This window comes from Streptomyces sp. NPDC048523, from assembly GCF_043199815.1.
GTDB lineage: Bacteria > Actinomycetota > Actinomycetes > Streptomycetales > Streptomycetaceae > Streptomyces.
Genome location: NZ_JBICWQ010000004.1, coordinates 621085 through 645795, shown reverse-complemented (window position 1 = coordinate 645795; position 24711 = coordinate 621085). Strand labels below are relative to the sequence as shown.

Genomic DNA, 24711 nt, shown 5'->3' with positions numbered 1-24711 from the left:
GTACCACTCCCCGCATTTATCGGAGGTTTCCCCTCATGGCGGCTCTGCCTGCCCGCGTCCTGTTCGGCGCCGCGTACTACCACGAGTACACGCCCGCCTACGACCCCGAACTGCGGCCCGACGAACGGCTCAAGACCGACCTGGACCTGATGGCCGAGGCGAACTTCACCGTGATCCGGGTCGGCGAGTCGGTCTGGTCGACCTGGGAGCCGGAGAACGGCCGCTTCGACCTCGACTGGCTCCAGCCGGTCCTCGACGGCGCCCACGAGCGCGGCATCTCCGTCGTCGTCGGCACGCCGACCTACGCGGCTCCGCCGTGGCTGGCCCGCCAGTACCCGGAGATCACCGCCGAGTCCGCCACCGGGCAGCGGCTGGGCTGGGGTGCACGGCAGGAGATCGACTTCACCCACCCCGCCTTCCGCTTCCACGCCGAGCGGGTCATCCGCAAGATGGTGGCCCGGTACGCCGACCACCCGGCGGTCATCGGCTGGCAGGTGGACAACGAGCCCGGCCTGCACCTCCTGCACAACCGCGGTGTCTTCGAACGCTTCGTGGACCACCTGCGCGACAAGTACGGCGACGTCGAGACCCTCAACCGCGAGTGGGGCCTGGTCTACTGGTCGCACCGCCTGTCCACCTGGGCCGACCTGTGGACCCCCGACGGCAACGAACAGCCCCAGTACGACGTCGCCTGGCGGGAGTTCCAGGCCCGGCAGGTCACCGAGTTCATCGGCTGGCAGGCCGACATCGTCCGCGAGTACGCCCGGTCCGGCCAATTCGTCACCACCTGCATCTCCTACACCCGCCAAGGGGTGGAGGACGACGAGCTGTCGGATCGCCTCGACATCGCCTCCGGCAACCCGTACTACGACATGCAGGACGGCCTGCTGCTGCCCGACCCCACTCCGGATGGCCACGAGCAGAAGTGGAAGACCACCGGGGTGTGGTCGATGTACCAGACCGCGGACTGGATGTTCTCCTCCCGCCAGGCGCCGTTCCTGGTCACCGAGACCAACGCCCAGAGCATCGGTTTCGCCTGGGACAACCGGCCCGGCTACGACGGCCAGTGGCGGCAGGCCGCCTGGGCGCACGTCGCGCGCGGCGCCCGGATGATCGAGTACTGGCAGTGGCAGACCCTGCGCTTCGGCGCGGAGACCTACTGGGGCGGCGTCCTCCCGCACAGCGGCCGGCCCGGCCGTACCTATGCCGAGATCGCCCGCCTCGGAGCGGAGTTCGAGACGGCGGGCGAGCTCGTCGCGGGGCTCGAGCCGGACGCCGACATCACGATGGTCTACTCGATGCCGAGCAAGTGGCTGATGCAGAAGTACCCGCCGCTCGCGACCCCTGACGGCGCACCGGACGCTGCCGCCTACCACCGCATCTTCGACCCCTTCTACCGCGGTGCCTTCGACGCGGGCCGCCAGGTCCGCATCGTCCACGCCCGGCAGCTGCACGAGCGGATGGCACCGGAGGAAGCCGCCCGCCGCCACCCCGTGCTGGTGGTACCGGCGCTGTACATCGCCGCCGACGCCGCCCTCGACTGGCTCGCCGCTTACGCCCACGCCGGCGGTCACCTGGTGCTCGGCCCGCGCACCGGCTACGCCGACCACGAGGCCCGGGCCCGTCACGAACCGGCCCCCGGGCGGCTGGTGGCAGCCGCGGGCGTCCAGTACGACGAGTTCGGCAACCTCGCGCGCGACATCCCGGTCCGCGCCGTACCCGGTACCGCGTTCGAGGTGCCCACGGATGCCGCGGCCACTCACTGGATCGAGTGCCTCACAGCCACCGACGCCGAGGTCCTCGCCGTGTACGAGCACCCGCACTACGGCCGCTGGCCCGCGATCACCACCCGCGGCCACGGCGCGGGCCGCGTCACCACCGTCGGCACGGTGCCGAGCCGCGACCTCGCCCGGGCGCTGGCCGAATGGCTGGTCCCGGCCGCGAGCAGCGGGTGGCGCGACCTCCCGGCCTCGGTCACCGCGACCACCGGCACCTCACCCGACGGACGCCGTGTCCACATCGTCCACAACTGGAGCTGGGAGCCCGTGAGGGTCCCCGCCCCGGCGGACCTCTCCGACGCCCTGACGGACACCCCCCTCTCGACGGGCACGGCGCTGGACCTCGGCGCCTGGGACGTACGCGTACTCGTCTCCAAGGACGCCGACAGCGCGCCGACTCCCGCAGCAACCAACCGATCCTGATCCATCCCCTGAGGAGGGGCCATGCAGAGAAGAAGGCTTGGACGAGCCCTCGGAACGTTCGCGGCGACATCCGCGATCCTCGCGATACCCATGGTCAGCGCACAGGCGTACAACCCGACGGGCGGAACCCTCTACCAACTGGGCACCGAGCCGTGCCTGAAAGGGCGGGGCAACTGCGCGGTCTACCCGAAGTCGGCGCAGCTGCCGAGCGGACGTCTGGTCGCGTCGTTCGAGAAGTCCACCGTCGTGACCGCGACGGGCAGCGCCGACAAGCAGACGCTCCCCGTCTACAAGAGCGATGACCGCGGAACCACGTGGCAGCCGCTGTCGGAGGTCAAGGCTCCGGCGTATCTCTCCAGCGACCCGCAGTACGCGAAGTACACGAGCAACTGGACGAACCCCTACCTGTACGTCCTTCCGCAGGACGTCGGGAACCTGAAGCAGGGCACGCTGCTGCTCGCGAGTGTCGTCTCGGGGGACGACTACTACTACAAGGAGCACAAGGCGGCCGACCCGAACTGGACGCCGACCAACGACGGCGACCGCAAGGACCTGGCGATCGCCCTGTACTCCAGCACCGACGACGGCGTGACGTGGAAGGTCGAGAACGTCGTCGCCACCGGCGGCTGGCAGGGCGGCAGCGCGGGCGCGACCGGCCAGAACATCGCGGCCGCGAACACGAACCAGCAGGTGGACCCCGTCTGGGAGCCGTACCTGATGGTCTACAAGGGCAAGCTCGTCTGCTACTACTCCGACGAGAACGACTACACCGGCTTCAACGCGACCACCGGTGTCCCATCCCTCGACCCCGCCAACGACACGGCCACGGACTCGCAGGGCCAGATCCTGGCCCACAAGACCTGGGACGGCACCGGCGCGGCGTGGAGCGCCCCCGTCGTGGACATCGCGGGACTGACCCAGACCATGGCCGGCGGCAAGACGGAGATCGGCGGCGGGCGGCCGGGCATGGCGAACGTCGTCCGTACGACGGACGGGAAATGGCTGCTGACCTTCGAGTACTGGGGCGGCGGAGTCAACACCAAGTACGTGCTCGCCGACGACCCGTTGAAGTTCTACACCGGCTCCGCCACCGGCACGGGCGTCACCGCTCTGCCGCTCGACACCGGCTCGCACGCGCTCGCGACGGGCGGCAGCCCGGTCCTCATCAGGCTGCCGGGTGGCCGCCTGGTCTACAACGCCGCCGGCAGCGGCAACGTCTGGGTCAACGACAGCGGACGCAGCGACGGCGCCTGGAAGGAATACCAGACGACCTCGCAGGCCGGCTACAGCCGCAACCTCCAGTACGTCGACGGCACCGGCCGCATCGTGATCCTCAACAACCAGGGGACCTCGACCCTCAAGTTCGCCGAGGTCGATCTGGGCCACACGGACGGCGCCTACTACCAACTGGTGAACCGCAAGACCGACCAGGTGATCGGCACCGGGAACAAGACCAACGACGCGAACATCGGCAACGCCGACGTTCCCGACGTCCGGCTGGAGGCCCCGGGCTCGGCGGGCAACGCGGACACCCAGTACTGGCACGTGACGACCGAGCCGAACGGCGGCGTGAGCCTGTTGAACAAGTCGGGCGGCCGCGCGGCGGCGATCTGGACCGGCAATGCCACGGCCGGCCAGAAGATCGGCCAGTGGGTCGACAACAGCGCCACCGGCAGCTGGAACCTCGTCAAGACCAGCGACGGGTTCTACAAGCTCCAGTCCGTCAAGAACACGAGCCTGTACCTGACAGGTGCGACTGCCGGGGCGCAGCTGACCTTGCAGACCGCGCTCACGGACGGCTCACAGGACTGGGAGCTCGTCCAGTAGCAGCATCTCGTTCGAAGCCGGGGCCTGGCACCCGCTGCCAGGCCCCCCACCCTCATTCTCATGATCGAACATTGGCCGACATTCCGGACATTTAGTCCGGACGGTCCGTCTGTCGGACGGCGCGGTGGTGGCCGGTGACCTACGAATTGCCCTCCACACTTTGTCCCTGAACCCGACCGCCCCACCACCACGTCATCCACTGGAACGCCACTACACCCGCAAGCACGGATCCGACGCCTACTACGCTGTCCGTCACGTTAGGGGCGGTTCCGGCCGACCATGCCATGTACGGTCGGAGCCTTTCCGCGGGAGACCGTGAAATACTCGCCCCATTCACTATTCTCGCGTCACCGCATAACCGGATACAGATGGCCATCGAACCGTCACCAATACGGATTCCTCTTCCGCGAACCACGAGTGGTCGACTCCACGTCCCCACACAACGTAGTCCCCTTGCTTCGCCAGAAGAACGCTGCGCCCTGGGAAATCCACGCGAAACCTGCCACTGATGAGCACCAGGACGGCCGTTCGCGCTTCACCTTTCACCCATTGCAGCCGCTGGTCACCACGCGGATGGACGCCCCACTTGACCTCTACCGCAGTGGTGTGGCGAGGATCATCGGCGTCCTTGAAATGACCGAGAAGCCAACCTCGATCCAACAGTGCATCATCGCCCGCATTCCCTACATATACGCCGTCATCCATAACATGGAATATATCAGCCTCTTGCATGGAAATACGCCTACAAAACAAGTCGCCGAACGACGTAGCGTTAGTCGCCGAATCCGCAGGAAGCGGAGGGACCGATTTGACAGAAGCCCCGGCACAGCAGGCTAACGTCGTACCCGCGGCATCCCCAGACCGATCCACGAGATGATCTCCCGCTGGATCTCGTTGTTGCCGCCGCCGAAGGTGAAGATCACCGCCGAGCGGTAGCCGCGTTCCAGTTCGCCGTGGAGGACGTCGCCCGCCGAGCCCTCCTTCAGGGCGCCGGCCGCCGCGACGATCTCCATGAGCCACGCGTAGGCGTCCCGGCGGGCCTCGGAGCCGTAGACCTTGACCGCGGAGGCGTCCTGCGGGGTGAGGGTGCCGTCCTCGACGGCGTTCACCATCCGCCAGTTGAGGAGTTTGAGCGCGTCGAGGCGGGTGTGGGTCTGGGCGAGGCGGCGGCGCACCCACGGCAGGTCGATGACGCGGCGGCCGTCGGCCAGCTTGGTCTCCATGGCCCAGCGCTGCACGTTCTGCAGGGCGCGGATCGCCATGGTGCCGTGGGCGGCGAGGGTGACGCGCTCGTGATTGAGCTGGTTGGTGATCAACCGCCAGCCCTGGTTCTCCTCGCCGACCCGGTGCGAGACGGGGACCCGGACGTTCTCGTAGTAGCTGGCCGTGGTGTCGTGCGAGGCGAGGGTGTTGATGACGGTGCACGAGTAGCCGGGGTCGGTGGTCGGCATCAGGAGCATGGTGATGCCCTTGTGCGGCGGGGCGTCGGGGTCGGTGCGCACGGCGAGCCAGACCCAGTCGGCGGTGTCGCCGTTGGTGGTCCAGATCTTGTGGCCGTTGACGACGTACTCGTCGCCGTCCCGTACCGCGCGGGTCTTCAGGGAGGCCAGGTCGGTGCCCGCGCCGGGCTCGCTGTAGCCGATGGCGAAGTCGATCTCACCGGAGAGGATGCGCGGCAGGAACCAGGACTTCTGCTCCTCGGTGCCGTACCGCATGATCGTCGGGCCTACGGTGTTGAGGGCCATCAGCGGCAGCGGTACGCCGGCCTGGGCGGCCTCGTCGAAGAAGATGAACTGTTCCATCGCGGTCAGGCCGCGGCCGCCGTACTCCTTGGGCCAGCCGACGCCGAGCCAGCCGTCCGTGCCCAGGCGCCGGATGGTGTCGCGGTAGAAGCGTTTCTGGGCGTCCCGGTCGGTGAAGCGGGCGTGTGCGTTGTCCGGGACCAGATCGGCGAAGTAGGTGCGCAGCTCGGTGCGCAGCCGCTGCTGTTCGGGCGTGTGGTCGAGATGCACGGCGCCTCCAGGCTCCCAGGCCGGTCCTGACGGCGCACACGGTAGAACGTGTTCCAGAAATTGGGAACGGTCAGACGAGGGTCGCCATGAAGTCCGTGCACGCCTGGGCGCACTCGCGGCATGCCTTGGCGGCGTCCTCGTTGCCGGCATGCCGGTCCAGGACCTGCGCGCACTCCAGACAGACCGACCTGCACCATTCCAGCTGGACGCGGATGCCGGCCTCGTCGAGGTGGTTCTCCTCGGACAGGACCCGGCAGGTCGCGTCGCACACCTCGGCGCACATGATGCCCTTGCGTCGGAGTAGTTCGTGTTCCTCGGTTCCGTCCGGATCGACCAGGCTCGCGCGCAGCGCACAGGCCCGTGCGCACTCGGTGCATGCCTGGGCACACGCGAAGCGGTCCTCCAGGAACCGGAACAGCTCCTGCTGAGAAGTCGAAGTCGTCACAACAGGCGGGTAGCCGGGGTCGGGGCCGCCAAACCCGGAGTTCCCGGGGGTTTTGCGTCCCCCGGGCGTCCTCCGGGCGTCCCTCGGGCGGGTCGATTCGCTCGCCGGACCATGGGTACTCGCGTGGCATGAACCAAGCCCTGAACACCGAATGGATGGATCTGGCCGCGGGCCGGGGCGGCCTCGCGGCCGGAGTGATCGCGGCGGGTGTGGTGGTCGTGGCGGTGCTGATCGGCGCCTTCTGGCTGGGCGCCCGCGTCAAGCGCCGCGAGTCGCGTCCTCCGACTCCCGAGGAACAGCCGAAGCTGCCCGAGAGCGGGCCGGTCCGTGAGGTCAGGGAGCACCGGGAGCCCGACGAGGTGCCCAGGAGCGACACCCGCCTGACCCCGCACGAAATGCCCCAGCACGGCAACAGCCCCACCCGGACGGGTCCGGGGGGAGAACGTCCTCGCTGGAACGACGGCAGCAGCGGCTCGTTCGGCAGCGGCGGTCCGGGAGGCGGCTGACGTCCACGGCCATGACACGGGCCATGGCACGCATCCGGCTTTGCGGCAATCGTCGCGGTAACCGTCCGGAACAGCGCTGGGACTGCTGGAGGCGGGTGCCCGCTCACTCACCGAGCCGGGCGGCCGCCTCCAGCATCACCGCGTGCACGAAGGCATGCGGGAGGTTGCCGCGCAGCTGACGCTGGGCGATGTCGAACTCCTCGGCGTACAGCCCCGAGACCCGCAGGCACCCCCCGGTCGCGTTCGAACCAGCGGTACGCCTCGACGGTCCGGCCCTGCTGGTGCTCGGCGAGCGCCATGACGAACCCGCACAGCACGAAAGCGCCCTCTGCCTCTTCCAGGGGGGCGCTCGTTGTGGCGGAAGCGGTAGAGGAAGTGGTCGTCCGCCAGTTCCCGACGGCATGCGGCGAGGGTGGCCCGGGTGCGCGGGTCGGCGGCGGGCAGGGCACCCCGTATGCCGGGCAGCGGCAGGGCGGCGTCCACGGACGGGTCGTCGGGCGTGCGCTGCCAGTGACCGTCGGGGTGGAGGCAGGTCCGCTCGACGGCGTCGAGGAGCGTGTCGGCCAGGGCGGTGCAGGTGTCCGCGAGTGGATGGCGGGGGGGGAACGGCGGAGCGCTGCCGCGGCCACGGCCCGCAGGCCCGCGACGCAGATGAGCCTGCTGTGAGTCCACAGCCGGCCGCGCAACTCCCATATCCCGGCGTCCGGTTCACGCCACCGGTCGGCGATGGACCGCACGGCGATCTCCACGGCCTTCCAGTGGCCCTCGTCCAGGCAACCATGGCGCTCGGCGGCGGCGAGGAGCAGGAGCGCCTCACCGAAGCAGTCCAGCTGGAACTGGCCGCAGACCTGGTTGCCGACTTTGCCGTGCACGGTGTAGGCCGGTGCCAGGCGGGGCCCGTCGGCGTGCAGGCGCGCGGTGACGAAGTCGACGGATGCGTCGAGGAGGTCATGGGCGCCGACGGCGGCAGCGGCCTGTCCGGCGTAGCTCTGGTCGCGGATCCAGACGTACCGGTAGTCGTAGTTCCGGCCCTCCTTGGCACGCTCGGGCAGGCTGGTGGTGGCCGCCGCGACCATGCCGCCGCCGTGTGTGGTCAGGCCGCGCAGGACGGCGTACGCCCGGCGTGCGTCGCGGGGGGCGGCGGTGCTGGCGAGTGCGGGGACGGTGTCGTGCCAGGGCACGGTGGATCTCCCTCGCCCGGCGCACGCCTGCCTCACGGACGCGCTCCCCGACGGCTTCACCGCCAAGGAGGCCAACTACTGTTCGGGCCCCAGACGTTGACCCGCCCCCGGCACGACAGCACAATGATCCCGCCCCTTTGAGAGCGCTCTCAGAACATCCCGGCCCGTACCTCCCGAGGAGACCCATGACCGGCAGCCCCCGCCCGCCCCTCAGCCGCCGCACGCTCATCGGGACCGGCCTCGGAGTCGCGGTCCTCGCTGCGACCGGCACCGGCACCGCGCAGGCGGCCCAGGGGACGTCCACGGCGCCCGGGGTCTCCGCGCCCCGCCGTGCGCAGGTCTTCCTGGCCGCCGCCATGGACGCCTACCCGGACCATGGCGCCATCCGGCTCACCCAGAGCTACACGGACCAGGCGGGACTGTTCAGCACGGCGTTCACGTACGACAACGCCCTCGCGGTCCTGGCCCATCTCGCCTCTCCCGCGGGCGAGTCGCGGGCCGTGGCCCTCGGTGACGCGCTGTTGTACGCCCAGGCCCACGACCCCATGTACGACGACGGCCGACTGCGGCAGGCCTACAACGTCGGGCCGTACACCTTCTACGACGGCTCCCCGCAGCCGGACGGGTTCGTCAAGGCGGACGGCACGGCCAACGTCGGTACGCAGTTCGGCTTCACCGGGACCGCCGTGGGCGACATGGCGTGGGCCGGTATCGCGCTCAGCGCCCTCGCCGGGCGCACCGGTGAGCGGCGCTTCCTCACCGGCGCGGTGCGGATCGGCGAGTGGATCGAGCGGGTGGGACGGACCGACGAGCCGCTCGGCGGCTACAAGTTCGGGGTCGACGGGGCCGACGAGAAGCTGCCGTTCACCTCGACCGAGCACAACACCGACCTGGTCGGCCTGTTCGGGCGGCTCGCCCGGCTGACCGGGGACAAGGTCTGGCGGGAGCGTCGCGCGCGTGCCAGGGCCTTCGTCGAGAAGATGTGGGAGCCCTCGGGGGGCTTCTTCTACACCGGCACCAACGACGGCGTGACGATCAACAAGTCCCCGATCCCGGAGGACACCCAGACCTGGACCCACCTCGCCCTCACCTCCCCGGCCCACTCCCGCTCCCTCGACTGGGCCGCGGCCGAGCTGGCCGTACGGGACACGGCCGAGCGTCCCAACAGCACCGTTCCCGCCGGGCAGTCCTACGAGGGCGTCACCTTCAGCTCCGCGAGCCTGCTGGCGAACGAGGGTGCCCCCATTGCCGACGGCCAGCCCAGGCCGGACCGCAACGGCGTCTGGTTCGAGGGCACCGCCCACCTCGCGCTCGCGCTGCGGCACCGGGGACACGCGGGCGACGAGAAGCGCGCCCGCCGTCTGCTCGGCTCGATCGAAAACGCCCAGAACCGCCTCGGCGACGCCCAGACCATCGGCGGCACAACCCTTCCGGCCCGCTCCGGGGTCGTCTCGGCGAGCAGCCCCCTCGACACCGGTTTCGGGTTCGGCTACTACCCCTACCGGCACACCGGCGCCACCGCCTGGTACCTCCTGGCCACGGCCCGCGCCAATCCGCTGCGGGGCTGACGCCTCCGCCCGCTCCGCACAGTCGACAGGAAGCGATCTTTGCTGCCCCATGGCAGGGAGATGACCGGATAACTGCTGATCCATGACCGGATAGCTGCCTGCCTGCACTCATGATGGTCGGCGTAAGTAAGGCGTGCCTACGCTAACCAGCGACCATGGCAGGCCGAGAGCGACTGTCATGGAGGGGCCCAGCACCCATGTGGGACGACGCGTTTCCGAGCTTCCTCATCGGACTGAGGGAGGGCCTGGAGGCCGGGCTGATCGTCTCCGTTCTCATCGCCACGCTGGTGCGGTCCGGTGCCCGGGCCCGGCTGCCGCAGGTGTGGACGGGGGTTCTGGCCGCGATCTCCCTCGCCCTGAGTTTCGGCGCTGTGCTGAGCTTCACCGCCGCATCGCTGTCCGCGACCGCCCAGGAGGCGTTCGGCGGTGCGCTGAGCGTGGTGGCCGTCGGGTTCGTCACCGCGATGGTGTTCTGGATGCGCCGCTCGGCGCGGACCTTCTCCGGTGCGATCCGGGAAAAGGTCACCGGGGTGCTGGGCATGGGCGCGGGCATGCTGATCGTGACCGCGTTCCTGGCGGTGGGCCGCGAGGGCCTGGAGACCGCGCTGTTCCTGTGGACCACGGCCCGCGCGGCCGGCGAGTCCGCGGGTCCCCTGACCGGTGCCGGTATCGGCCTGGTCCTCGCGGCCGGCCTGTGCTGGGGGCTGTACCGCCGTGTCCTGCACATCAATCTGACGAGGTTCTTCACCGCGACCGGCGCTGTCCTCATCGTGATCGCGGCGGGCGTGCTGGGCTACGGTCTGCGCGACCTCCAGGAGGGCGGGGTGCTCCCCGGCGGGACGTCGTACGCCGTCGATCTCGGCGGCAGCATCGACGCGGGAGCCTGGTACAGCACCCTCGTGCAGGGCGTGTTGAACCTGACGCCGACCATGACCTGGCTCCAGGTGGCCGGATACGCCGGCTATCTCGTGGTCGTAATGCCGCTGTTCCTGCGGAGTTCGCCGGGTCGGCCGACGGAACCGGCCCCGAAGGCGCGAGGTACCGAGCCGGTCCGTCCGGCGTCCGTGCGCCGCCGCCCCGTGTGGGTGGTTCCGGTCGCGGTCGTCGCCGTGCCCGCCGCGCTGGCGGGAGTGGCGGTCGCCCTCGACGGTTCCCGTCCCGCCGGTGCACAGACCGTGGCCGTGTCCGAGACGGACTGCGGCCAGGGCTTCACGGCGCCGAAGCCCGGGCGCCGGACGTTCCGGATGCACAACACCGGCGACAAGACCTCCGAGGTGTACCTCATCGACCCGGGTACCGGCGCGGTCTACGGCGAGGTCGAGGGCCTCGCTCCCGGCACCACCCGCGATCTGGCGGCGATCGTCTCGGGCGGCACGTACGCCTGGCGCTGTGTGCCCAGCACCGGCAAGGCGGTCACCTCACGCGCGGTACGGGTCACGGGCGGCGGTGGGTCCACGGCGGCGGTCGTCCCGGTCTCCGCCGCCGATCTGGCCGCGCCGCTCACGTCGTACAAGGCATACGTCGACCGGGGCCTGGCCACCCTCGTCACACAGACCGGACGGCTCAGCGACGACGTCGAGGCCGGCCGTCTCGGGGCGGCCCGCACCGACTGGCTGACCGCACACCGCACCTACGCCTCGCTCGGCGCCGCCTACGGCACCTTCCAGGACTACGACCAGAAGATCGACGGCAGGCCCGACGGACTCCCCGGCGGGGTGCACGACAAGGACTTCTCCGGCTTCCACCGGATCGAGTACGGCCTGTGGCACGGCGAGTCGGCGCGTGAACTGGCCGCGCCCGCCCGGCAGCTCGCCGCCGACGCCGCCGCACTGCGCAAGGCGTTCCCCGCCCAGGACTTCGACCCCGGAGACCTGCCCCGGCGCGCCCACGAGATCCTGGAGAACACCCTCCAGTTCGAACTGACCGGCGACGCCGACCAGGGCAGCGGCACGGAACTCGCCACCGCCGACGCCAACCTCGCCGGCACCCGCGAACTCCTCACCGTCCTGCGGCCGTTGCTCACCAGCCGCGCCCCGCATCTGCTGCCCACCGTCGACACGGACATCGCCCGGCTGCAGAAGCTGCTCGACTCCGCGCACCCTGGCGGGAGTTGGACCCCGGTCGCTCGCCTCGACGCGGGCGCGCGGGCCCGGTTGGACGGGGCCACCGGGCAGCTGCTGGAGGATCTCGCGCCGGTGCCGGACCTGCTGGAGATCAGGAAGTCCGCGTGAAGAACAACGACCAGCAGCACCAGCATCCCGGAGGGAACCACCCCATGCCGTCGGCCGAAGCATCAGGAGCATCAGGCTGTCCCGCGGGGGCCGGTCGCCGCTCCTTCGTGCGAACGGCCCTCGGCGCCTCGGCCGCGGGCGCGGCACTGGCCGGTGGCGCCTTCGCCCTGAGCGCGAGCGGGGGCACGGCCGAAGCACAGGCCGCGGACGCCGCCGGCACCGCGAAGGTGCCTTTCCACGGCGTCCATCAGGCGGGCATCCTCACTCCCGCACCGGCCGCGGCCACCTTCGTCTCCTTCGACGTCATCGCCGACGACCGCGCACAACTGGCCGAGCTGCTCAGGACGGTGACCGCACGCGCCCGTTTCCTGACCGCGGGCGGTACCCCCGCCGACCTGGGCGTCGGCGCCCCGCCCTCCGACAACGGCATCCTCGGCCCGGACGTCCCCGCCGACGCCCTCACCGTCACCGTGGGCGTCGGAGCCTCGCTGTTCGACGACCGCTACGGACTGGCGAAGGCGAAGCCGCGCCGGCTCACCCCGATGCGGACCTTCCCCAACGACAACCTCGATCCGGCCGCGTGCCACGGCGATCTGTCCCTTCAGCTCTGCGCCGCCCGCCAGGACACGGTGCTGCACGCGCTGCGCGACATCGCCAAGCACACCCGAGGCGCGATGCAGATCAGGTGGCGCATCGACGGCTTCCAGAACGTCCCCCGCCCCAGCGGCGCCCAGCGCAACCTCCTCGGCTTCAAGGACGGCATCGCCAACCCGGAGGTGACGTCGGCCCGCGAGATGGACCGGCTCGTGTGGGTGGGCGACGGACAGGGCGAGCCGGCGTGGGCGCGCGGCGGCTCGTACCAGGTCATCCGTGTCATCCGGATGCTCGTCGAGTTCTGGGACCGGGTGTCGCTGACCGAGCAGGAGCTGATGTTCGGCCGCCGTAAGGACACCGGCGCCCCGCTCGACGGCGCCAAGGAGACCGACGTTCCGCACTACGCCAAGGATCCGCACGGCACCGCCATCCCCCTCGACGCGCACATCCGCCTCGCGAATCCGCGCACCACCGCGACCGACAACTCCCGTATTCTGCGCCGGGGTTACAACTACGACCGCGGCATCGACGACGTCGGCAACCTGGACATGGGCCTGGTCTTCTGCTGCTACCAGCAGGACGTGCGGCGCCAGTTCGAGGCCACCCAGACCCGTCTGATCGACGAACCCCTCGTCGACTACATCTCCCCCACGGGCGGTGGCTACTTCTTCGCCCTGCCCGGTGTCCGCGACTCGGCCGACTGGCTGGGCCGGGCCCTGCTCACGCCGTGACGGCCACGCGGCACTCTCCGCTACGTCTGCGGCGGGCGTTCTCACGAGCGGACGTTTGCCCGGACCGCCTCGTCGATGGGTGTCGATCCCGAGTCGAGTTCGAGGATCTGCCGGCCGATCCGGGGTTCGTGGAGCAGTTCGGCGAGGGTGGCGGCGACGTCGTCGCGAGCGATCTGGCCGTGGAACTCCGCCGGACCGAGGGACACGGTACCGGTCCCCGGGCCGTCGAGAAGGAGTGACGGACGGAGGATCAGCCAATTCAGATCACTGCGGCTGACTGCGATGTCCGCACCCTTCTTCACGGCGAAGTAATACTCGACCTCGTCCGGGAGGTCGCGTTCCCGCCATGATTCCGGAAGCACCGACACCAGCACGAAGCGCTCCACCCCGGCGAGACGTGCCGCCTCGATCGCCTTGACGACCCCCTCACCGTCGACGGCTGTCGTGACCTCCCTGCTGCCGCCGTTCGATCCGGCACTGAAGACGATCACGTCGACGTCACCGAATGCCGTCGCGAGTTGCTTCCACGGTCATGCCGGAGAGATCGCCCACGCGGGTGTTCACGCCCAGCGATGCGAGTTCGGCCTGCTGGTCCTCCCGGCGGACCAGTCCGCGGACGGCGTCTCCCCGAGAGAGCAGCTTCCGCGCGAGCAGACCACCGATGCCGCCGGTGATGCCGATGACGAAGACGTCCACCTCTGTTTCTCCGTTCTCTCGATGCGACTCGGGGGTTCTTCGTTGACGACCCTGGTTAACGACGATAACTTATCGGCGTTAACCAGAAGAGGAGTGGCCCGTGGTCGCACTTCAGGCCGATGACGTCTACGCGCTCGCGCCGTACGCCAAGACGCTCGGGGTCGAGTTCGAGGAGATGACGGCAGCCGGCGTGCGGGCCCGGCTGGCGCAGGACCACTCCCTCTCCACGGTGGGCGGCGGCCTCCACGGAGGGGCGTTGATGGGGCTCGCCGACGTGTGTGCCGCCGTGTGCGCCGCACTCAACGGTCCAGCCGACGCCGCACCGGCCACCGTCGAGTCGAGCACGCATTTTCTGCGGCCGGCACGCACGAGTGTCGTCGCGACAGCTCATCCGTTGCGGCTGGGACGCAACACCGTCGTCGAGGTCGACATTCGTGATGCCGAGGGCGAACTGTGCGCCCGCGTGACCCAAGTGGTCACCAGCGTCAAAGCGCAGACACCCTGATGCCCGGCGCCGCGCCCATGCCTGGGACCCCATCCCGGGTACGTGCCGCCAAAGGCCAGGGCGGTCTGCTCCGACACCGGCTTCTCGACATCGCCGATCAGCTGCTGGAAGACGGCGGCGCCGAGGCTGTGACGATTCGAGCGGTGGCGACCCGTGCGGGAGTCAGCCCGCCGGCCGTCTACCTCCACTTCACCTCGAAACGCGAACTCGTCCATGCGGCGTGTCTGCGTGTGTGGAGCTCACTGTTCACCGAGCTGGAAGCGGTCTCCCGGGACATCCGGGACCCCGTGACGGCGCTGTACGAAACCTGTGTCGCCTACATCGCGTTCGGACTTCGTCATCCTGCCCAGTACCGACTGGTGATGTCCGGTGAGGCCACCCAGGCCAGCCGCCGGAACGAGGACGAGTGCTTCCGCTACTTCCGGGACAAGGTCGCAGCCTGTGCTGATGCCGGGGTTCCTGTGACGAGCAGGACCGAAACGGCCAGAGTGCTGTGTGCCGGCGTACACGGGGCGGTTTCTCTCCTGATCCACCAAGAGCCTGACGCATGGCCTCCGGACGGCGAGCGCTACATCGGACGGGCGGCGTCCTCGGCCGTCCACGGCGCCCTCCTCACCGCCTCCTACATGATCAGACCCTCGCTGGCCGGCGTGCCGCAGTCGGACTGAAGTGCGCCGGGACCGGCCGGCCGCAGACCGTCACCGGAACAGAGGAACCCCTCCCGGCGTGACCTCCGGTGCCGCAAGGTCGATACTGCCGAAAGCAGCACTCGCAGCCTGAATATCACCAGGAGATACCCATGAAGATGCTGATCAACGTTCCGGAGTCCGTGGTCGCGGACGCCCTGCGCGGTATGGCGGCCGCCCATCCGGAGTTGACCGTGGATGTCGAGAACCGGGTGATCGTACGGCGGGACGCCCCCGTTGCCGGGAAGGTCGCCCTGATCTCCGGCGGTGGCTCCGGGCACGAGCCGCTGCACGGCGGATTCGTCGGACCCGGCATGCTCTCCGCGGCCTGCCCGGGCGAGGTGTTCACCTCCCCGGTGCCCGATCAGATGGTGCGGGCGGCGGCCGCCGTGGACAGTGGGGCCGGTGTGCTGTTCATCGTGAAGAACTACACGGGTGACGTGCTCAACTTCGACATGGCGGCCGAGCTCGCCGAGGACGAGGGCATCCAGGTCGCGAAGGTCCTGGTCAACGATGATGTGGCGGTGACCGACAGCCTCTACACGGCAGGCCGGCGGGGCACCGGTGCCACGCTGTTCGTGGAGAAGATCGCGGGGGCCGCGGCGGAGGAGGGGCAGTCGCTCGAGCGGGTGGAGGCGATAGCCCGGCAGGTCAACGAGAACTCCCGGAGTTTCGGCGTCGCGCTCAGCGCGTGCACCACGCCCGCCAAGGGCAGCCCCACCTTCGACCTGCCGGCCGGCGAGCTGGAACTGGGGGTCGGCATCCACGGCGAGCCCGGCCGGGAGCGGCGGGCGATGATGACCTCACGGGAGATCGCCGACTTCTCGGTGCACGCGATCCTGGACGACATGAGCCCGCGCAACCCCGTGCTCGTTCTGGTCAACGGCATGGGAGCCACCCCGCTCCTGGAGCTGTACGGCTTCAACGCCGAGGTGCAGCGGGTGCTCGCCGATCGCGGGGTCGCCGTCGCCCGCACCCTGGTCGGCAACTACGTCACCTCGCTCGACATGGCCGGCGCCTCGGTCACCCTGTGCCAGGTGGACGAGGAGCTGCTGCGCCTGTGGGACGCGCCGGTGCGGACGCCGGGGCTGCGCTGGGGAGTGTGAGCAGGAGATCAACGTACCGACCACGCAAGGAGATCCAGTGCTCGACGCCGACTTCTTCCGCCGTTGGATAACGGCGACCGCCGCCTCCGTGGACCGGGAGGCGGAGCACCTGACCGCCCTCGACTCCCCCATCGGTGACGCCGACCACGGCAGCAACCTCCAGCGCGGGTTCACCGCGGTGACCGCGACCCTGGAGAAGGAGGCCCCGGACACCCCGGGCGCGGTCCTCACCCTCTCCGGAAGCCGGCTGATCTCGACGGTCGGCGGTGCTTCGGGCCCCCTGTACGGGACCCTGCTGCGGCGGACCGGCAAGGCGCTCGGGGACGCCGGCGAGGTCAGTGCCGAGCAGCTCGCCGAGGCGCTGCGGGCCGGCGTGGAGGCGGTCATGACGCTGGGCGGGGCCGCCCCGGGCGACAAGACCATGATCGACACGCTGGTGCCGGCCGTCGACGCGCTCGGCACCGGCTTCGCCGCGGCGCGGACGGCCGCCGAGCAAGGGGCCCAGGCGACCACGCCGTTGCAGGCCCGCAAAGGCAGGGCGAGTTATCTCGGCGAGCGCAGCATCGGGCACCAGGACCCGGGCGCGACCTCGGCCGCCCTGCTGATCGCCGCGCTCGCGGAGGCCGCAGGTGAGTGACGCGAAGCTGGTCGGGATCGTTCTGGTGTCACACAGCGCGGAGGTCGCCGCGTCCGTGGCGGAACTGGCGAAGGCGCTCGCGGGCGGTGGCACGGAGGTGCCCGTCGCCGCGGCCGGGGGCACCGAGGGCGGTGGGCTCGGTACGAGTGCGGAGCTGATCGCCGGAGCAGCCGCCGCCGTGGACCGGGGCGCCGGGATCGCCGTCCTGACCGACCTCGGCAGTGCGGTGCTCACGGTCAAGGCGCTGCTGGCGGAGGGTGACGAACTCCCGGAGGGCACCCGGCTGGTGGACGCCCCGTTCGTCGAGGGAGCGGTGGCCGCGGTCGTCACGGCGGCCACCGGAGCGGACCTCGCGGCGGTGGAGGCGGCGGCCGCTGAGGCGTACAGCTACCGGAAGGTGTGACGCGGGGGGAGCGGCTTGTCCTGGACGAACTGCTTCGCCAGCCGCTCCCCCGTCACGACGGCGGCGGCATGGTCCTCGATCGGTTTCACCTGCGTGTTCCGGAAGACGATGTAGGTGACGCCGGAGGGCGTGCCGCCGCCGCGCGGATCGGGACGGATCCCGAGGGCCTTCGCGGTGGCGTAGGACGCCTCGCCGATGATCTGGCCCGGCCCTACGTCCCCGACGACGGCGTACTGCACCCGGTCCCCGTACACGACGGCCGCGACCGCGCCGCCGCGTACCCCGTGCTCGCGGTAGTCCCAGATCTGGCTCGGCGCCGGCACCACGATGTACGGCAGGTTTTCGGCGCTCAGATAGCGGCCGTCGGACTGCTCGAAGGCGGTCGCGTCGGAGAACAGCGGGTCGGTGCGGCGGTTGCAGTGGCTGCCGGGCCGGCCGTCGCAGTCGATGTCCATGTCGGCCTTCCAGAAGACGGCGTCCCTGGTGCCGCAGACCGGGATGGTCGCGGCCGTGCCGTCGTCACTGCGGTAACGGCCGTGTGAGACGGGCTCGCAGGTGCGCACCCTGGCCAGGAGGTCGGCGGCCAGGACCGCCCCCTCGCGCCGCACGACCGGCTCGGTCCGGGCGGCGGCGTGCTCGATGGCGGGGGACGTCGTCGGGGCGAGCAGCGCGGCGCTTGCCGCGGCCAGCGTCAGCGACTGGACACGCACGATAAGGGTCCCTCTCCTCGGCGGCATTGACGGGCACTCAGCCCAATCTGATGCGGCTTCAGCCGAGCGGCCACCGCAGAAGGGCCGGACGGGGCAGGGGCCGGGGGCCCGAGCCCTCGACGAACCCCGGCCTCCCGGCCACCCGTACGGCGCGGGGACAGCGACGACAGCGGCCCGCGCCACCGGCACGAACTCCGGTCACCTCGTGGCGAGTTCGGCCGTGAAGGCATTCAGCATACGTAACTCTCCCGAGCCCGGCCCACACGGTCCGCCCTCTTGATGCGGACAGCCACCCGGCGTCATATTGGTCCGGACCATTGCCGTGGTGTTCTCCCGGGAGGCAGAGCCGTGCGAGGCGTTCCCGTCCCCCTGTGCCTCTGCGCCGCGCTTGTCCTCGTCGCCTCCTGCGGGTGGGGCGGACCGGACGACGGCGAGAGCGGCAGGCTGCCCGCCGCCCCGGTGGGCGTCACCGCCGCCGCGGGCAGCGCGACGAGTGTGCACGTGATGTGGAACGCCGTCGGCACGGAGATCGAGCGCTACGAGGTATATCGGGGCACCACAAAGGTCGAGGAGGTGCCCGGTTCACAGCACATGGTGGATGTCGTCAGGCTCGAGCCCGCGACCCCGTACGCCTTCACCGTGCGGGCCCGCGACACCGAGGGGCGCCTCGGCCCGCCCAGCCGGGAGGTGCGGGCGACGACTCCGGCGGCCGCGGCGGCGGACCGCTCGGCCCCGACCCGCCCCGGCGAGCTGCGGGGCCGGACGGCGGGCAGCCGGGCCGTCCAGCTGAGCTGGGCCGCCTCGGTGGACGACCGGGACGTGGTGTCGTACGACATCTATCAGGGCGGCACGAAGATCCACAGTGTGGGCGGTGCCCAGACGGCGGCCGTGGTCACCGGGCTGCGTCCGGGCACCCGCTACTCCTTCACCGTCCGGGCCCGGGACGCGGCCGACAACCTCTCGCCGGCCGGGGACACCGTCCGCCTGACCACTCCGGGCGGCGACGACGGCCGGGACACGGCACCGACGGAGTTCCGTGCGACCACCCGGCGGGGGGACGACGGCGCGTACTACCTCGGTCTGTCCTGGCTGCCGCCCCGGACGGACGGTGTCGTCACGGAGTACCAGGTCCTCCTGGACGGCCGGGCGGCCACCTCGCTCGTGTTCGGCGGGACGCCTCCACGCGGGAGGACGACGTACAGCTTCTATCTGGGGTGCGAGGCCGGGGAGGGGCACCGGGTGCGGATCCGCGCGCGGCTGCCCGACGGCACCTGGGGCGGGCTGTCGGCGGAGCGGTCCGTGACGACGGGTGCCGCTACTCCCCCATGACGCCCGCCCCGCTCTCCCATGACGGCCGCTCACGTCTGCGCCGGACGGAGCAATCCGTCACCTGTCCGGCGCAGCAGCGCATGCGGGCCGGGCGGGGGGCACATTGGCTGTCCCTGAGGCAGCACGGGCTTCCCCCACCTCGGCGGCGCCACGGATGTACCGCCGACCGTGCCGCCGGAGGGCAGTCCATGCGCACTGAACAGCTACTTCTCCGCTCCGGCCTGACCGTCGCGGCCGTCGCCGCGCTGCCGCTCGCCCTGACCGCCGGGCCGGCCGCCGCGGCATCGGGCATCTCCGTGAGCACCTCCGGATCCACGGTCTCCGTCACGACACCGACCTGCTCCCGTACCGCGAACAACGGCGGCTGGGGCACCGCCTCGCTGCTCACCAGCAGCCAGGCGAACTTCAGCCAGGGCCGGCAGGTGGCCCTGTCGGGGACCACCTCCCTGCAGTCCGCGGCCTGGTCGAGCGTGAGCCCCGGGACGTACACCGTCATCGTGATGTGCGCCCACAACAACAGCACGGCGGGCACCCAGTCGATCATCGTCTCGGGGTCCGCCACGCCCACGATCTCGGCGACGGCCACGGCCTCCCCGTCCCGCGGTGTCATGGGCGGTCTCGGCGGCGGCACCAAGGACTACGGCACCCTGACGCTGGCGGCCGGCGGCGGCCTGGTGGCGGTCGGCGCGGTGGCCGCGGGGTGGTTCCTGCGCCGGCGCTCACGGCCGTACCGCCTCTGAACGCCTTCATGTGCCGGTCGCCTACGAAAAGCCGTCAGGCGTCCGGGAGTTCGTCCAGCTCCCGCAGTGCCTCGGTGAGCCACTGCGTCCAGAAGGTCTCCAGCTCGATGCCCGCGCGCAGGACCAGGTGCTGAAGCCTGGCCTGCGCGCTGTCGTTGCCGGGCGGGAAGTCGCGCTTCTCGATCTCCCCGTACTCGGCCAACTGCCGCCGGTGCAGGTCGAGATGGCGGCGCAGGTCGGCCTCCAGACCCGCCGTGCCGACGACGGCGGCCGCGCGCAGCCGCAGCAGCAGGGCGTCCCGGTGCGGCTTGGGGTCCTGCGCCGCGGCCGTCCAGCGTTCGAGTTCGGCGCGGCCCGCGGGCAGGACCTCGTAGCTCTTCTTCTGCCCACGGGTCGGCTGGGCCGCGGGCAGGGCCCGGATGTACCCCTCGGCCTCCAGTTTTCCCAGCTCGCGATAGATCTGCTGGTGCGAGGCCGACCAGAAGTAGCCGATCGACCTGTCGAACCGGCGGGTCAGGTCCAGCCCCGCGGACGGCCTTTCGAGCAGTGCGGTGAGAATCGCGTGCGGGAGTGACATGGAGTCATCCTAGGGACGGCGCCCGTAAGGGCCTCAGAGGGCGGCCGCGACCTCGGTGCCCTGCTTGATGGCCCGCTTGGCGTCCAGCTCGGCGGCCACGTCGGCACCGCCGATCAGGTGAGCGCTGCGGCCAGCGGCGACGAGCTCCTCGTACAGGCCCCGGCGCGGCTCCTGCCCGGTGCACAGCACGACGGTGTCGACCTCCAGGACCGTGCTCTCCTCGCCGACGGTGACATGCAGGCCGGCGTCGTCGATACGGTCGTAGCGCACACCCGGGACCATGGTGACACCGCGGTGCTTGAGCTCGGTGCGGTGGATCCAGCCGGTGGTCTTGCCGAGTCCGGCGCCGACCTTGCTGGTCTTGCGCTGGAGGAGGTGCACGGTGCGCGGCGGGGCGGGGCGTTCGGGGGCCGCGAGTCCGCCGGGTGCCGTGTAGTCCATGTCGACGCCCCACTGACGGAAGTACGTCTCGGGGTTCTCGTGCGCCTTGTCGCCGCCGTCGGTGAGGAACTCGGCGACGTCGAAGCCGATGCCCCCGGCCCCGAGGATCGCCACCCGGTCGCCGACGGGGGCGCCGTCGCGCAGGACATCGAGGTAGCCGACCACGCTGGGGTGGTCGACGCCCGGGATGTCGGGGGTGCGTGGGGTGACACCGGTGGCCACGACGACCTCGTCGTAGGCGTCCAAGTCGCCCGAGGACACGGGGGTGTTGAGCCGTACGTCCACGCCGTGGGCGTCGAGCTGGTGGCGGAAGTAGCGGATCGTCTCGTCGAACTCCTGCTTGCCGGGGACCTTGCGGGCGACGTTGAGCTGGCCGCCGATGTCGCTCGCGGCGTCGAACAGGGTGACCTCGTGGCCGCGTTCGGCTGCGGAGACCGCGCAGGCGAGCCCCGCCGGACCGGCTCCGACCACCGCCACGCGCTTGCGCACCCGGGTCGGGGCCAGCACCAGTTCGGTCTCGTGGCAGGCGCGGGGGTTGACCAGGCAGGAGGTGATCTTCCCGCTGAAGGTGTGGTCGAGGCAGGCCTGGTTGCAGCCGATGCAGGTGTTGATGGCATCGGGACGGCCCTCGGCGGCCTTGTTCACGAACTCCGGGTCGGCGAGCATCGGGCGGGCCATCGACACCATGTCCGCGTACCCGTCGGCGAGCAACTCCTCGGCCAGTTCGGGGGTGTTGATGCGGTTGGTGGTCACGAGCGGGATCGACACCTCGCCCATGAGCCGCTTCGTCACCCACGTGTAGGCGCCGCGCGGCACCGAGGTCGCGATGGTGGGGATGCGGGCCTCGTGCCAGCCGATGCCGGTGTTGATGATCGTGGCCCCGGCGGCCTCGACGGCCCTGGCGAGCGTGATCACCTCGTCGAGCGTCGAGCCGCCCGGGACGAGGTCCAGCATGGAAAGCCGGTAGACGATGATGAAGTCCTCGCCGACGGCCTCGCGCACCCGCCGCACGATTTCCACGGGGAAGCGCATGCGGTTCTCGTACGAGCCGCCCCAGCGGTCGGTGCGGTGGTTGGTCTGCGCGGCGATGAACTCGTTGATGAGGTAGCCCTCGGAGCCCATGATCTCCACGCCGTCGTAGCCGGCCTGCCGGGCGAGGCGGGCCGCGCGGGCGTAGTCGTCGATGGTCCGCTCGACCTCGGCGTCGGTGAGTTCGCGGGGCGGGAAGGGACTGATCGGCGCCTGGAGAGGACTCGGGGCGACGAGGTCCCGGTGGTAGGCGTACCGCCCGAAGTGCAGGATCTGCATCGCGATCCGGCCGCCCTCGCGGTGCACGGCCTCGGTGATCTGCCGGTGCTGCTCGGCCTCCGCGTCGGTGGTGAGCTTGGCGCCGCCCTCTCCGGGCCGGCCCTCGTCGTTGGGCGCGATGCCGCCGGTGACGATCAGGCCCACTCCCCCGCGCGCTCGCTCCGCGTAGAAGGCGGCCATGCGCTCGAAGCCGCGCTCGGCCTCCTCCAGGCCCACGTGCATGGAGCCCATCAGGACGCGGTTGGGCAGCGTGGTGAAGCCCAGGTCGAGCGGGTTCAGCAGGTGCGGGTAACGGCTCATCGGGCCCCTCCGTCGCGGTCTCGTGCCTCTCTGTTGTAGAGGACCGCGACACCTTTGTGCAACTAGTTGCACAACCGGGCGGGGTGATCCGAGCCACGTCGGCGGCTTCAGCTGTACGTGCCCTTGGCGCTCGCCTCGTCGGACTTCTCGGTCCCGGCCGCGGCCAGGCTCCCCAGCAGCGCGAGGGCCTGCTCGGACGGGCTGCCGGGTTCGGCCTGGTAGACGACCAGTTGCTGGCCCGGGGCGCTGTTGACGGTCAACGACTCATATTCCAGGGTGAGTTCGCCGACCAGCGGATGCCGGAAGCGTTTGCTCTCATGGGTCTTGCGGCGGATGTCGTGGCGGGCCCAGAGCCTGCGGAACTCCTCGCTGCGCAGCGACAGTTCGCCGACCGCGGTGACCAGCCGCGGGTCCTCGTGACCGGTTCCGGCGGCGGCCCGCAGCGCGGCCACGGTGTTCACCGCCACGGGCTCCCAGTCCGGATAGAAGTCGCGCGCGTCCGGATCGAGGAAGACGAGCCGCAGCAGGTCCCCGCTGTGGGTGTGGCCGGCGAACAGCGCCCCTCCGAGGACGTTGTGGGCCAGCACCGTCAGGCAACGGTCCAGGACCACCGCCGGAGTGCGGTGCCAGGCCTCCATCATCCGCGACAGCGCGGGGTTCACCGCTTCGGGCCGCGGGCCGCCCCGGGAACGGTCGGCGACGGGACGGGCCAGCCCGTGCAGATGCTCGACGGCGTCCCCCTCCAGGCCCAGGACCCGTGCCAGCGCGTCGACCACCTGTGCCGAGGGGTTCCGCTCGCGTCCCTGCTCCAGGCGCACGTAGTAGTCGGTACTGACCCCGGCCAGCACCGCCACCTCTTCGCGGCGCAGGCCCGCCACGCGGCGCCGGCTTCCGGCCGGCAGCCCCGCGTCCTCGGGCCGGACGAGGGCGCGGCGGGCGCGCAGGAAGAGACCGAGCCTGTTGTCACTGTCCATGCTCTCGACCCTAGGTCCGGACAGGGGCCAACGGGAGCGCGCAAGGTGGCCGCGGTACTCCTATGATCCGTTCTCCTCAGGGTGGTACGGCCTGGTCCGAGGCCGGGGCCGGTCCCACCGTTGACGGCATGACACACACCTGGAACCTCACCCACCGCGTCGCGGTCGTCACCGGTGCCACCAGCGGGATCGGCGCGGCCACGGCACGGCGCCTCGCCGTCGCCGGAGCGAGCGTCGCCCTGCTGGGCCGTCGCGAGGACCGCCTCAAGACACTGGCGGACGAACTGCGCTCCTCGGCCGGCGGAGCGGTCCTGCCCGTCGCCGCGGACGTGACCGACGCCGAGGCCCTCTCGCGGGCGGCCGCCGCCGTCACCGGGACGCTCGGCACCGTCGACCTGGTCGTGGCCAACGCCGGCGTCATGCTGGGCGCCCCCTTCGAGCGCGCCGCGACCGACGAGTGGGACCGCATGATCGACGTCAACCTGCGCGGTCTGCTGCACACCTCCCGCGCCTTCACCGACGATCTCCTCGCGGCAGCCTCCCGCGGCGGCCCGGCGGACCTCGTCCACGTCGGTTCCGTGGGCGGGCATCTGCTCTTCCCCGACTGGTCCGTCTACTGCGCCACCAAGGCGGCGGTGGCCCATCTCACGCGCAATCTCCGCGCCGAGCTGGGCCCGCGCGGAGTGCGCGTGAAGAACATCGAGCCGGGGGTCACCACCACCGAACTGGGCGGGGACATGCGGGACGACCGGACACGGGACGCCCTGTCCCGCCTGCGCACCGACGTGCAGCCCCTGCACGCGGACGACATCGCGGAGGCCGTCGCTTTCGCGACCGCGGCCCCGCCCAACGTCAACGTCGCGGAGATGGTGGTGGTACCGGTGCGGCAGGGCTGACCACGGGGTGGGGGGGGGGGGCCCCGCCCGCCCCCCCCCCCCCCCCCCCCCCGGGGGGGCCCCCGCCCCCCACCCCCCCCCGCCCCCCCCCCCCCCCCCCCCCCCCT

The 24711-nt window shown here is 71.0% G+C and carries 24 protein-coding genes; 14 read left to right on the top strand and 10 right to left on the bottom strand.

Translation table 11 applies throughout. The features are described 5' to 3' along the window. Positions 1–35 precede the first annotated feature (35 nt). On the top strand, positions 36–2201 hold the full coding sequence (locus ACGFWE_RS23745; RefSeq protein ID WP_393601518.1) for a beta-galactosidase: 2166 nt from the start codon (positions 36–38) through the stop codon (positions 2199–2201). Between the two features lie 21 nt (positions 2202–2222). After that, the gene (locus tag ACGFWE_RS23740; protein WP_393601516.1) at positions 2223–4028 is read left to right on the top strand and encodes an RICIN domain-containing protein; all 1806 of its coding nucleotides are present in this window, start codon (positions 2223–2225) and stop codon (positions 4026–4028) included. A gap of 336 nt (positions 4029–4364) precedes the next feature. On the opposite strand, the gene ACGFWE_RS23735 is transcribed toward ACGFWE_RS23740, so the two are convergent. The 3 genes from ACGFWE_RS23735 to ACGFWE_RS23725 form a co-directional block, all read right to left on the bottom strand. Further along, positions 4365–4733 carry a signal peptidase I gene (locus ACGFWE_RS23735; RefSeq protein WP_393601514.1) on the bottom strand — a complete coding sequence of 123 codons (369 nt, stop codon included), beginning with the start codon at positions 4731–4733 and terminating at the stop codon, positions 4365–4367. A 128-nt stretch (positions 4734–4861) separates the two neighbouring features. Then, positions 4862–6040, bottom strand: a complete 1179-nt coding sequence (locus ACGFWE_RS23730) for an acyl-CoA dehydrogenase family protein (RefSeq protein ID WP_393601512.1) — start codon at positions 6038–6040, stop codon at positions 4862–4864. Positions 6041–6110: 70 nt separating this feature from the next. Next, entirely contained in the window at positions 6111–6485 is a 375-nt protein-coding gene (locus tag ACGFWE_RS23725; protein ID WP_352386130.1) for a ferredoxin, read from the bottom strand. Between the two features lie 128 nt (positions 6486–6613). On the opposite strand from ACGFWE_RS23725, the gene ACGFWE_RS23720 reads away from it, so the two are divergent. Beyond that, positions 6614–6991 carry a DUF6479 family protein gene (locus tag ACGFWE_RS23720; protein ID WP_352386132.1) on the top strand — a complete coding sequence of 126 codons (378 nt, stop codon included), beginning with the start codon at positions 6614–6616 and terminating at the stop codon, positions 6989–6991. Between the two features lie 107 nt (positions 6992–7098). Here ACGFWE_RS23720 and ACGFWE_RS23715 read toward each other — a convergent pair whose 3' ends face one another. Continuing rightward, positions 7099–8172 (bottom strand): glycoside hydrolase family 15 protein, encoded by a 1074-nt coding sequence (locus tag ACGFWE_RS23715; protein WP_393601510.1) that lies wholly within the window; start codon positions 8170–8172, stop codon positions 7099–7101. 185 nt (positions 8173–8357) lie between these two features. On the opposite strand from ACGFWE_RS23715, the gene ACGFWE_RS23710 reads away from it, so the two are divergent. The 3 genes from ACGFWE_RS23710 to efeB all read left to right on the top strand — a co-directional run bounded on the left by ACGFWE_RS23710 (position 8358) and on the right by efeB (position 13296). Continuing rightward, entirely contained in the window at positions 8358–9740 is a 1383-nt protein-coding gene (locus tag ACGFWE_RS23710; RefSeq protein ID WP_393601508.1) for a Tat pathway signal sequence domain protein, read from the top strand. A gap of 197 nt (positions 9741–9937) precedes the next feature. Continuing rightward, a complete protein-coding gene (gene efeU / locus ACGFWE_RS23705) occupies positions 9938–11971 on the top strand; it encodes an iron uptake transporter permease EfeU (protein ID WP_393601506.1) in 2034 nt (677 codons plus the stop codon). 44 nt (positions 11972–12015) lie between these two features. After that, positions 12016–13296 carry an iron uptake transporter deferrochelatase/peroxidase subunit gene (gene efeB / locus ACGFWE_RS23700; RefSeq protein WP_393601978.1) on the top strand — a complete coding sequence of 427 codons (1281 nt, stop codon included), beginning with the start codon at positions 12016–12018 and terminating at the stop codon, positions 13294–13296. A gap of 41 nt (positions 13297–13337) precedes the next feature. On the opposite strand, the gene ACGFWE_RS23695 is transcribed toward efeB, so the two are convergent. Both ACGFWE_RS23695 and ACGFWE_RS23690 read right to left on the bottom strand, forming a co-directional pair. Next, positions 13338–13787: an NAD(P)H-binding protein gene (locus ACGFWE_RS23695; protein ID WP_393601504.1), complete on the bottom strand. Its 450-nt coding sequence runs from the start codon at positions 13785–13787 to the stop codon at positions 13338–13340. A 7-nt stretch (positions 13788–13794) separates the two neighbouring features. After that, positions 13795–13992, bottom strand: a complete 198-nt coding sequence (locus ACGFWE_RS23690) for an NAD(P)H-binding protein (protein ID WP_393601502.1) — start codon at positions 13990–13992, stop codon at positions 13795–13797. Between the two features lie 100 nt (positions 13993–14092). Here ACGFWE_RS23690 and ACGFWE_RS23685 point away from each other — a divergent pair, with 100 nt between their 5' ends. From ACGFWE_RS23685 to ACGFWE_RS23665, 5 genes are all read left to right on the top strand, one after another. Continuing rightward, complete coding sequence (locus ACGFWE_RS23685) at positions 14093–14497, top strand: PaaI family thioesterase (protein ID WP_352386141.1); 405 nt, start codon at positions 14093–14095, stop codon at positions 14495–14497. Between the two features lie 17 nt (positions 14498–14514). Beyond that, positions 14515–15165, top strand: coding sequence for a TetR/AcrR family transcriptional regulator (locus tag ACGFWE_RS23680; protein WP_393601500.1), 651 nt, complete (start codon positions 14515–14517; stop codon positions 15163–15165). Positions 15166–15296: 131 nt separating this feature from the next. Beyond that, complete coding sequence (gene dhaK / locus ACGFWE_RS23675) at positions 15297–16289, top strand: dihydroxyacetone kinase subunit DhaK (RefSeq protein ID WP_352386144.1); 993 nt, start codon at positions 15297–15299, stop codon at positions 16287–16289. 37 nt (positions 16290–16326) lie between these two features. Then, positions 16327–16926, top strand: a complete 600-nt coding sequence (gene dhaL / locus ACGFWE_RS23670; RefSeq protein ID WP_393601498.1) for a dihydroxyacetone kinase subunit DhaL — start codon at positions 16327–16329, stop codon at positions 16924–16926. Further along, positions 16919–17329 (top strand): PTS fructose transporter subunit IIA, encoded by a 411-nt coding sequence (locus ACGFWE_RS23665; protein WP_352386148.1) that lies wholly within the window; start codon positions 16919–16921, stop codon positions 17327–17329. The genes dhaL and ACGFWE_RS23665 overlap by 8 nt, the downstream gene beginning before the upstream one ends. Here ACGFWE_RS23665 and ACGFWE_RS23660 read toward each other — a convergent pair. Further along, entirely contained in the window at positions 17314–18039 is a 726-nt protein-coding gene (locus ACGFWE_RS23660) for a glycoside hydrolase family 75 protein (RefSeq protein ID WP_393601496.1), read from the bottom strand. The two genes, ACGFWE_RS23665 and ACGFWE_RS23660, sit on opposite strands and share 16 nt — an antisense overlap. A gap of 348 nt (positions 18040–18387) precedes the next feature. Between ACGFWE_RS23660 and ACGFWE_RS23655 the strand changes: the two genes are divergently transcribed. Both ACGFWE_RS23655 and ACGFWE_RS23650 read left to right on the top strand, forming a co-directional pair. Then, a complete protein-coding gene (locus ACGFWE_RS23655; RefSeq protein WP_393601494.1) occupies positions 18388–19368 on the top strand; it encodes a fibronectin type III domain-containing protein in 981 nt (326 codons plus the stop codon). Between the two features lie 188 nt (positions 19369–19556). Next, complete coding sequence (locus ACGFWE_RS23650) at positions 19557–20108, top strand: hypothetical protein (protein ID WP_393601492.1); 552 nt, start codon at positions 19557–19559, stop codon at positions 20106–20108. A 34-nt stretch (positions 20109–20142) separates the two neighbouring features. Here the strand turns inward: ACGFWE_RS23650 and ACGFWE_RS23645 are convergent, their stop codons facing one another. The 3 genes from ACGFWE_RS23645 to ACGFWE_RS23635 form a co-directional block, all read right to left on the bottom strand. Next, a complete protein-coding gene (locus tag ACGFWE_RS23645; protein WP_352386156.1) occupies positions 20143–20685 on the bottom strand; it encodes a PadR family transcriptional regulator in 543 nt (180 codons plus the stop codon). Between the two features lie 33 nt (positions 20686–20718). Beyond that, positions 20719–22734: an FAD-dependent oxidoreductase gene (locus tag ACGFWE_RS23640; protein ID WP_393601490.1), complete on the bottom strand. Its 2016-nt coding sequence runs from the start codon at positions 22732–22734 to the stop codon at positions 20719–20721. 107 nt (positions 22735–22841) lie between these two features. After that, positions 22842–23708 carry a helix-turn-helix transcriptional regulator gene (locus ACGFWE_RS23635; protein ID WP_393601488.1) on the bottom strand — a complete coding sequence of 289 codons (867 nt, stop codon included), beginning with the start codon at positions 23706–23708 and terminating at the stop codon, positions 22842–22844. Between the two features lie 128 nt (positions 23709–23836). Here ACGFWE_RS23635 and ACGFWE_RS23630 point away from each other — a divergent pair, with 128 nt between their 5' ends. Further along, positions 23837–24604 (top strand): SDR family oxidoreductase, encoded by a 768-nt coding sequence (locus tag ACGFWE_RS23630; protein WP_352386161.1) that lies wholly within the window; start codon positions 23837–23839, stop codon positions 24602–24604. Positions 24605–24711: the final 107 nt, after the last annotated feature.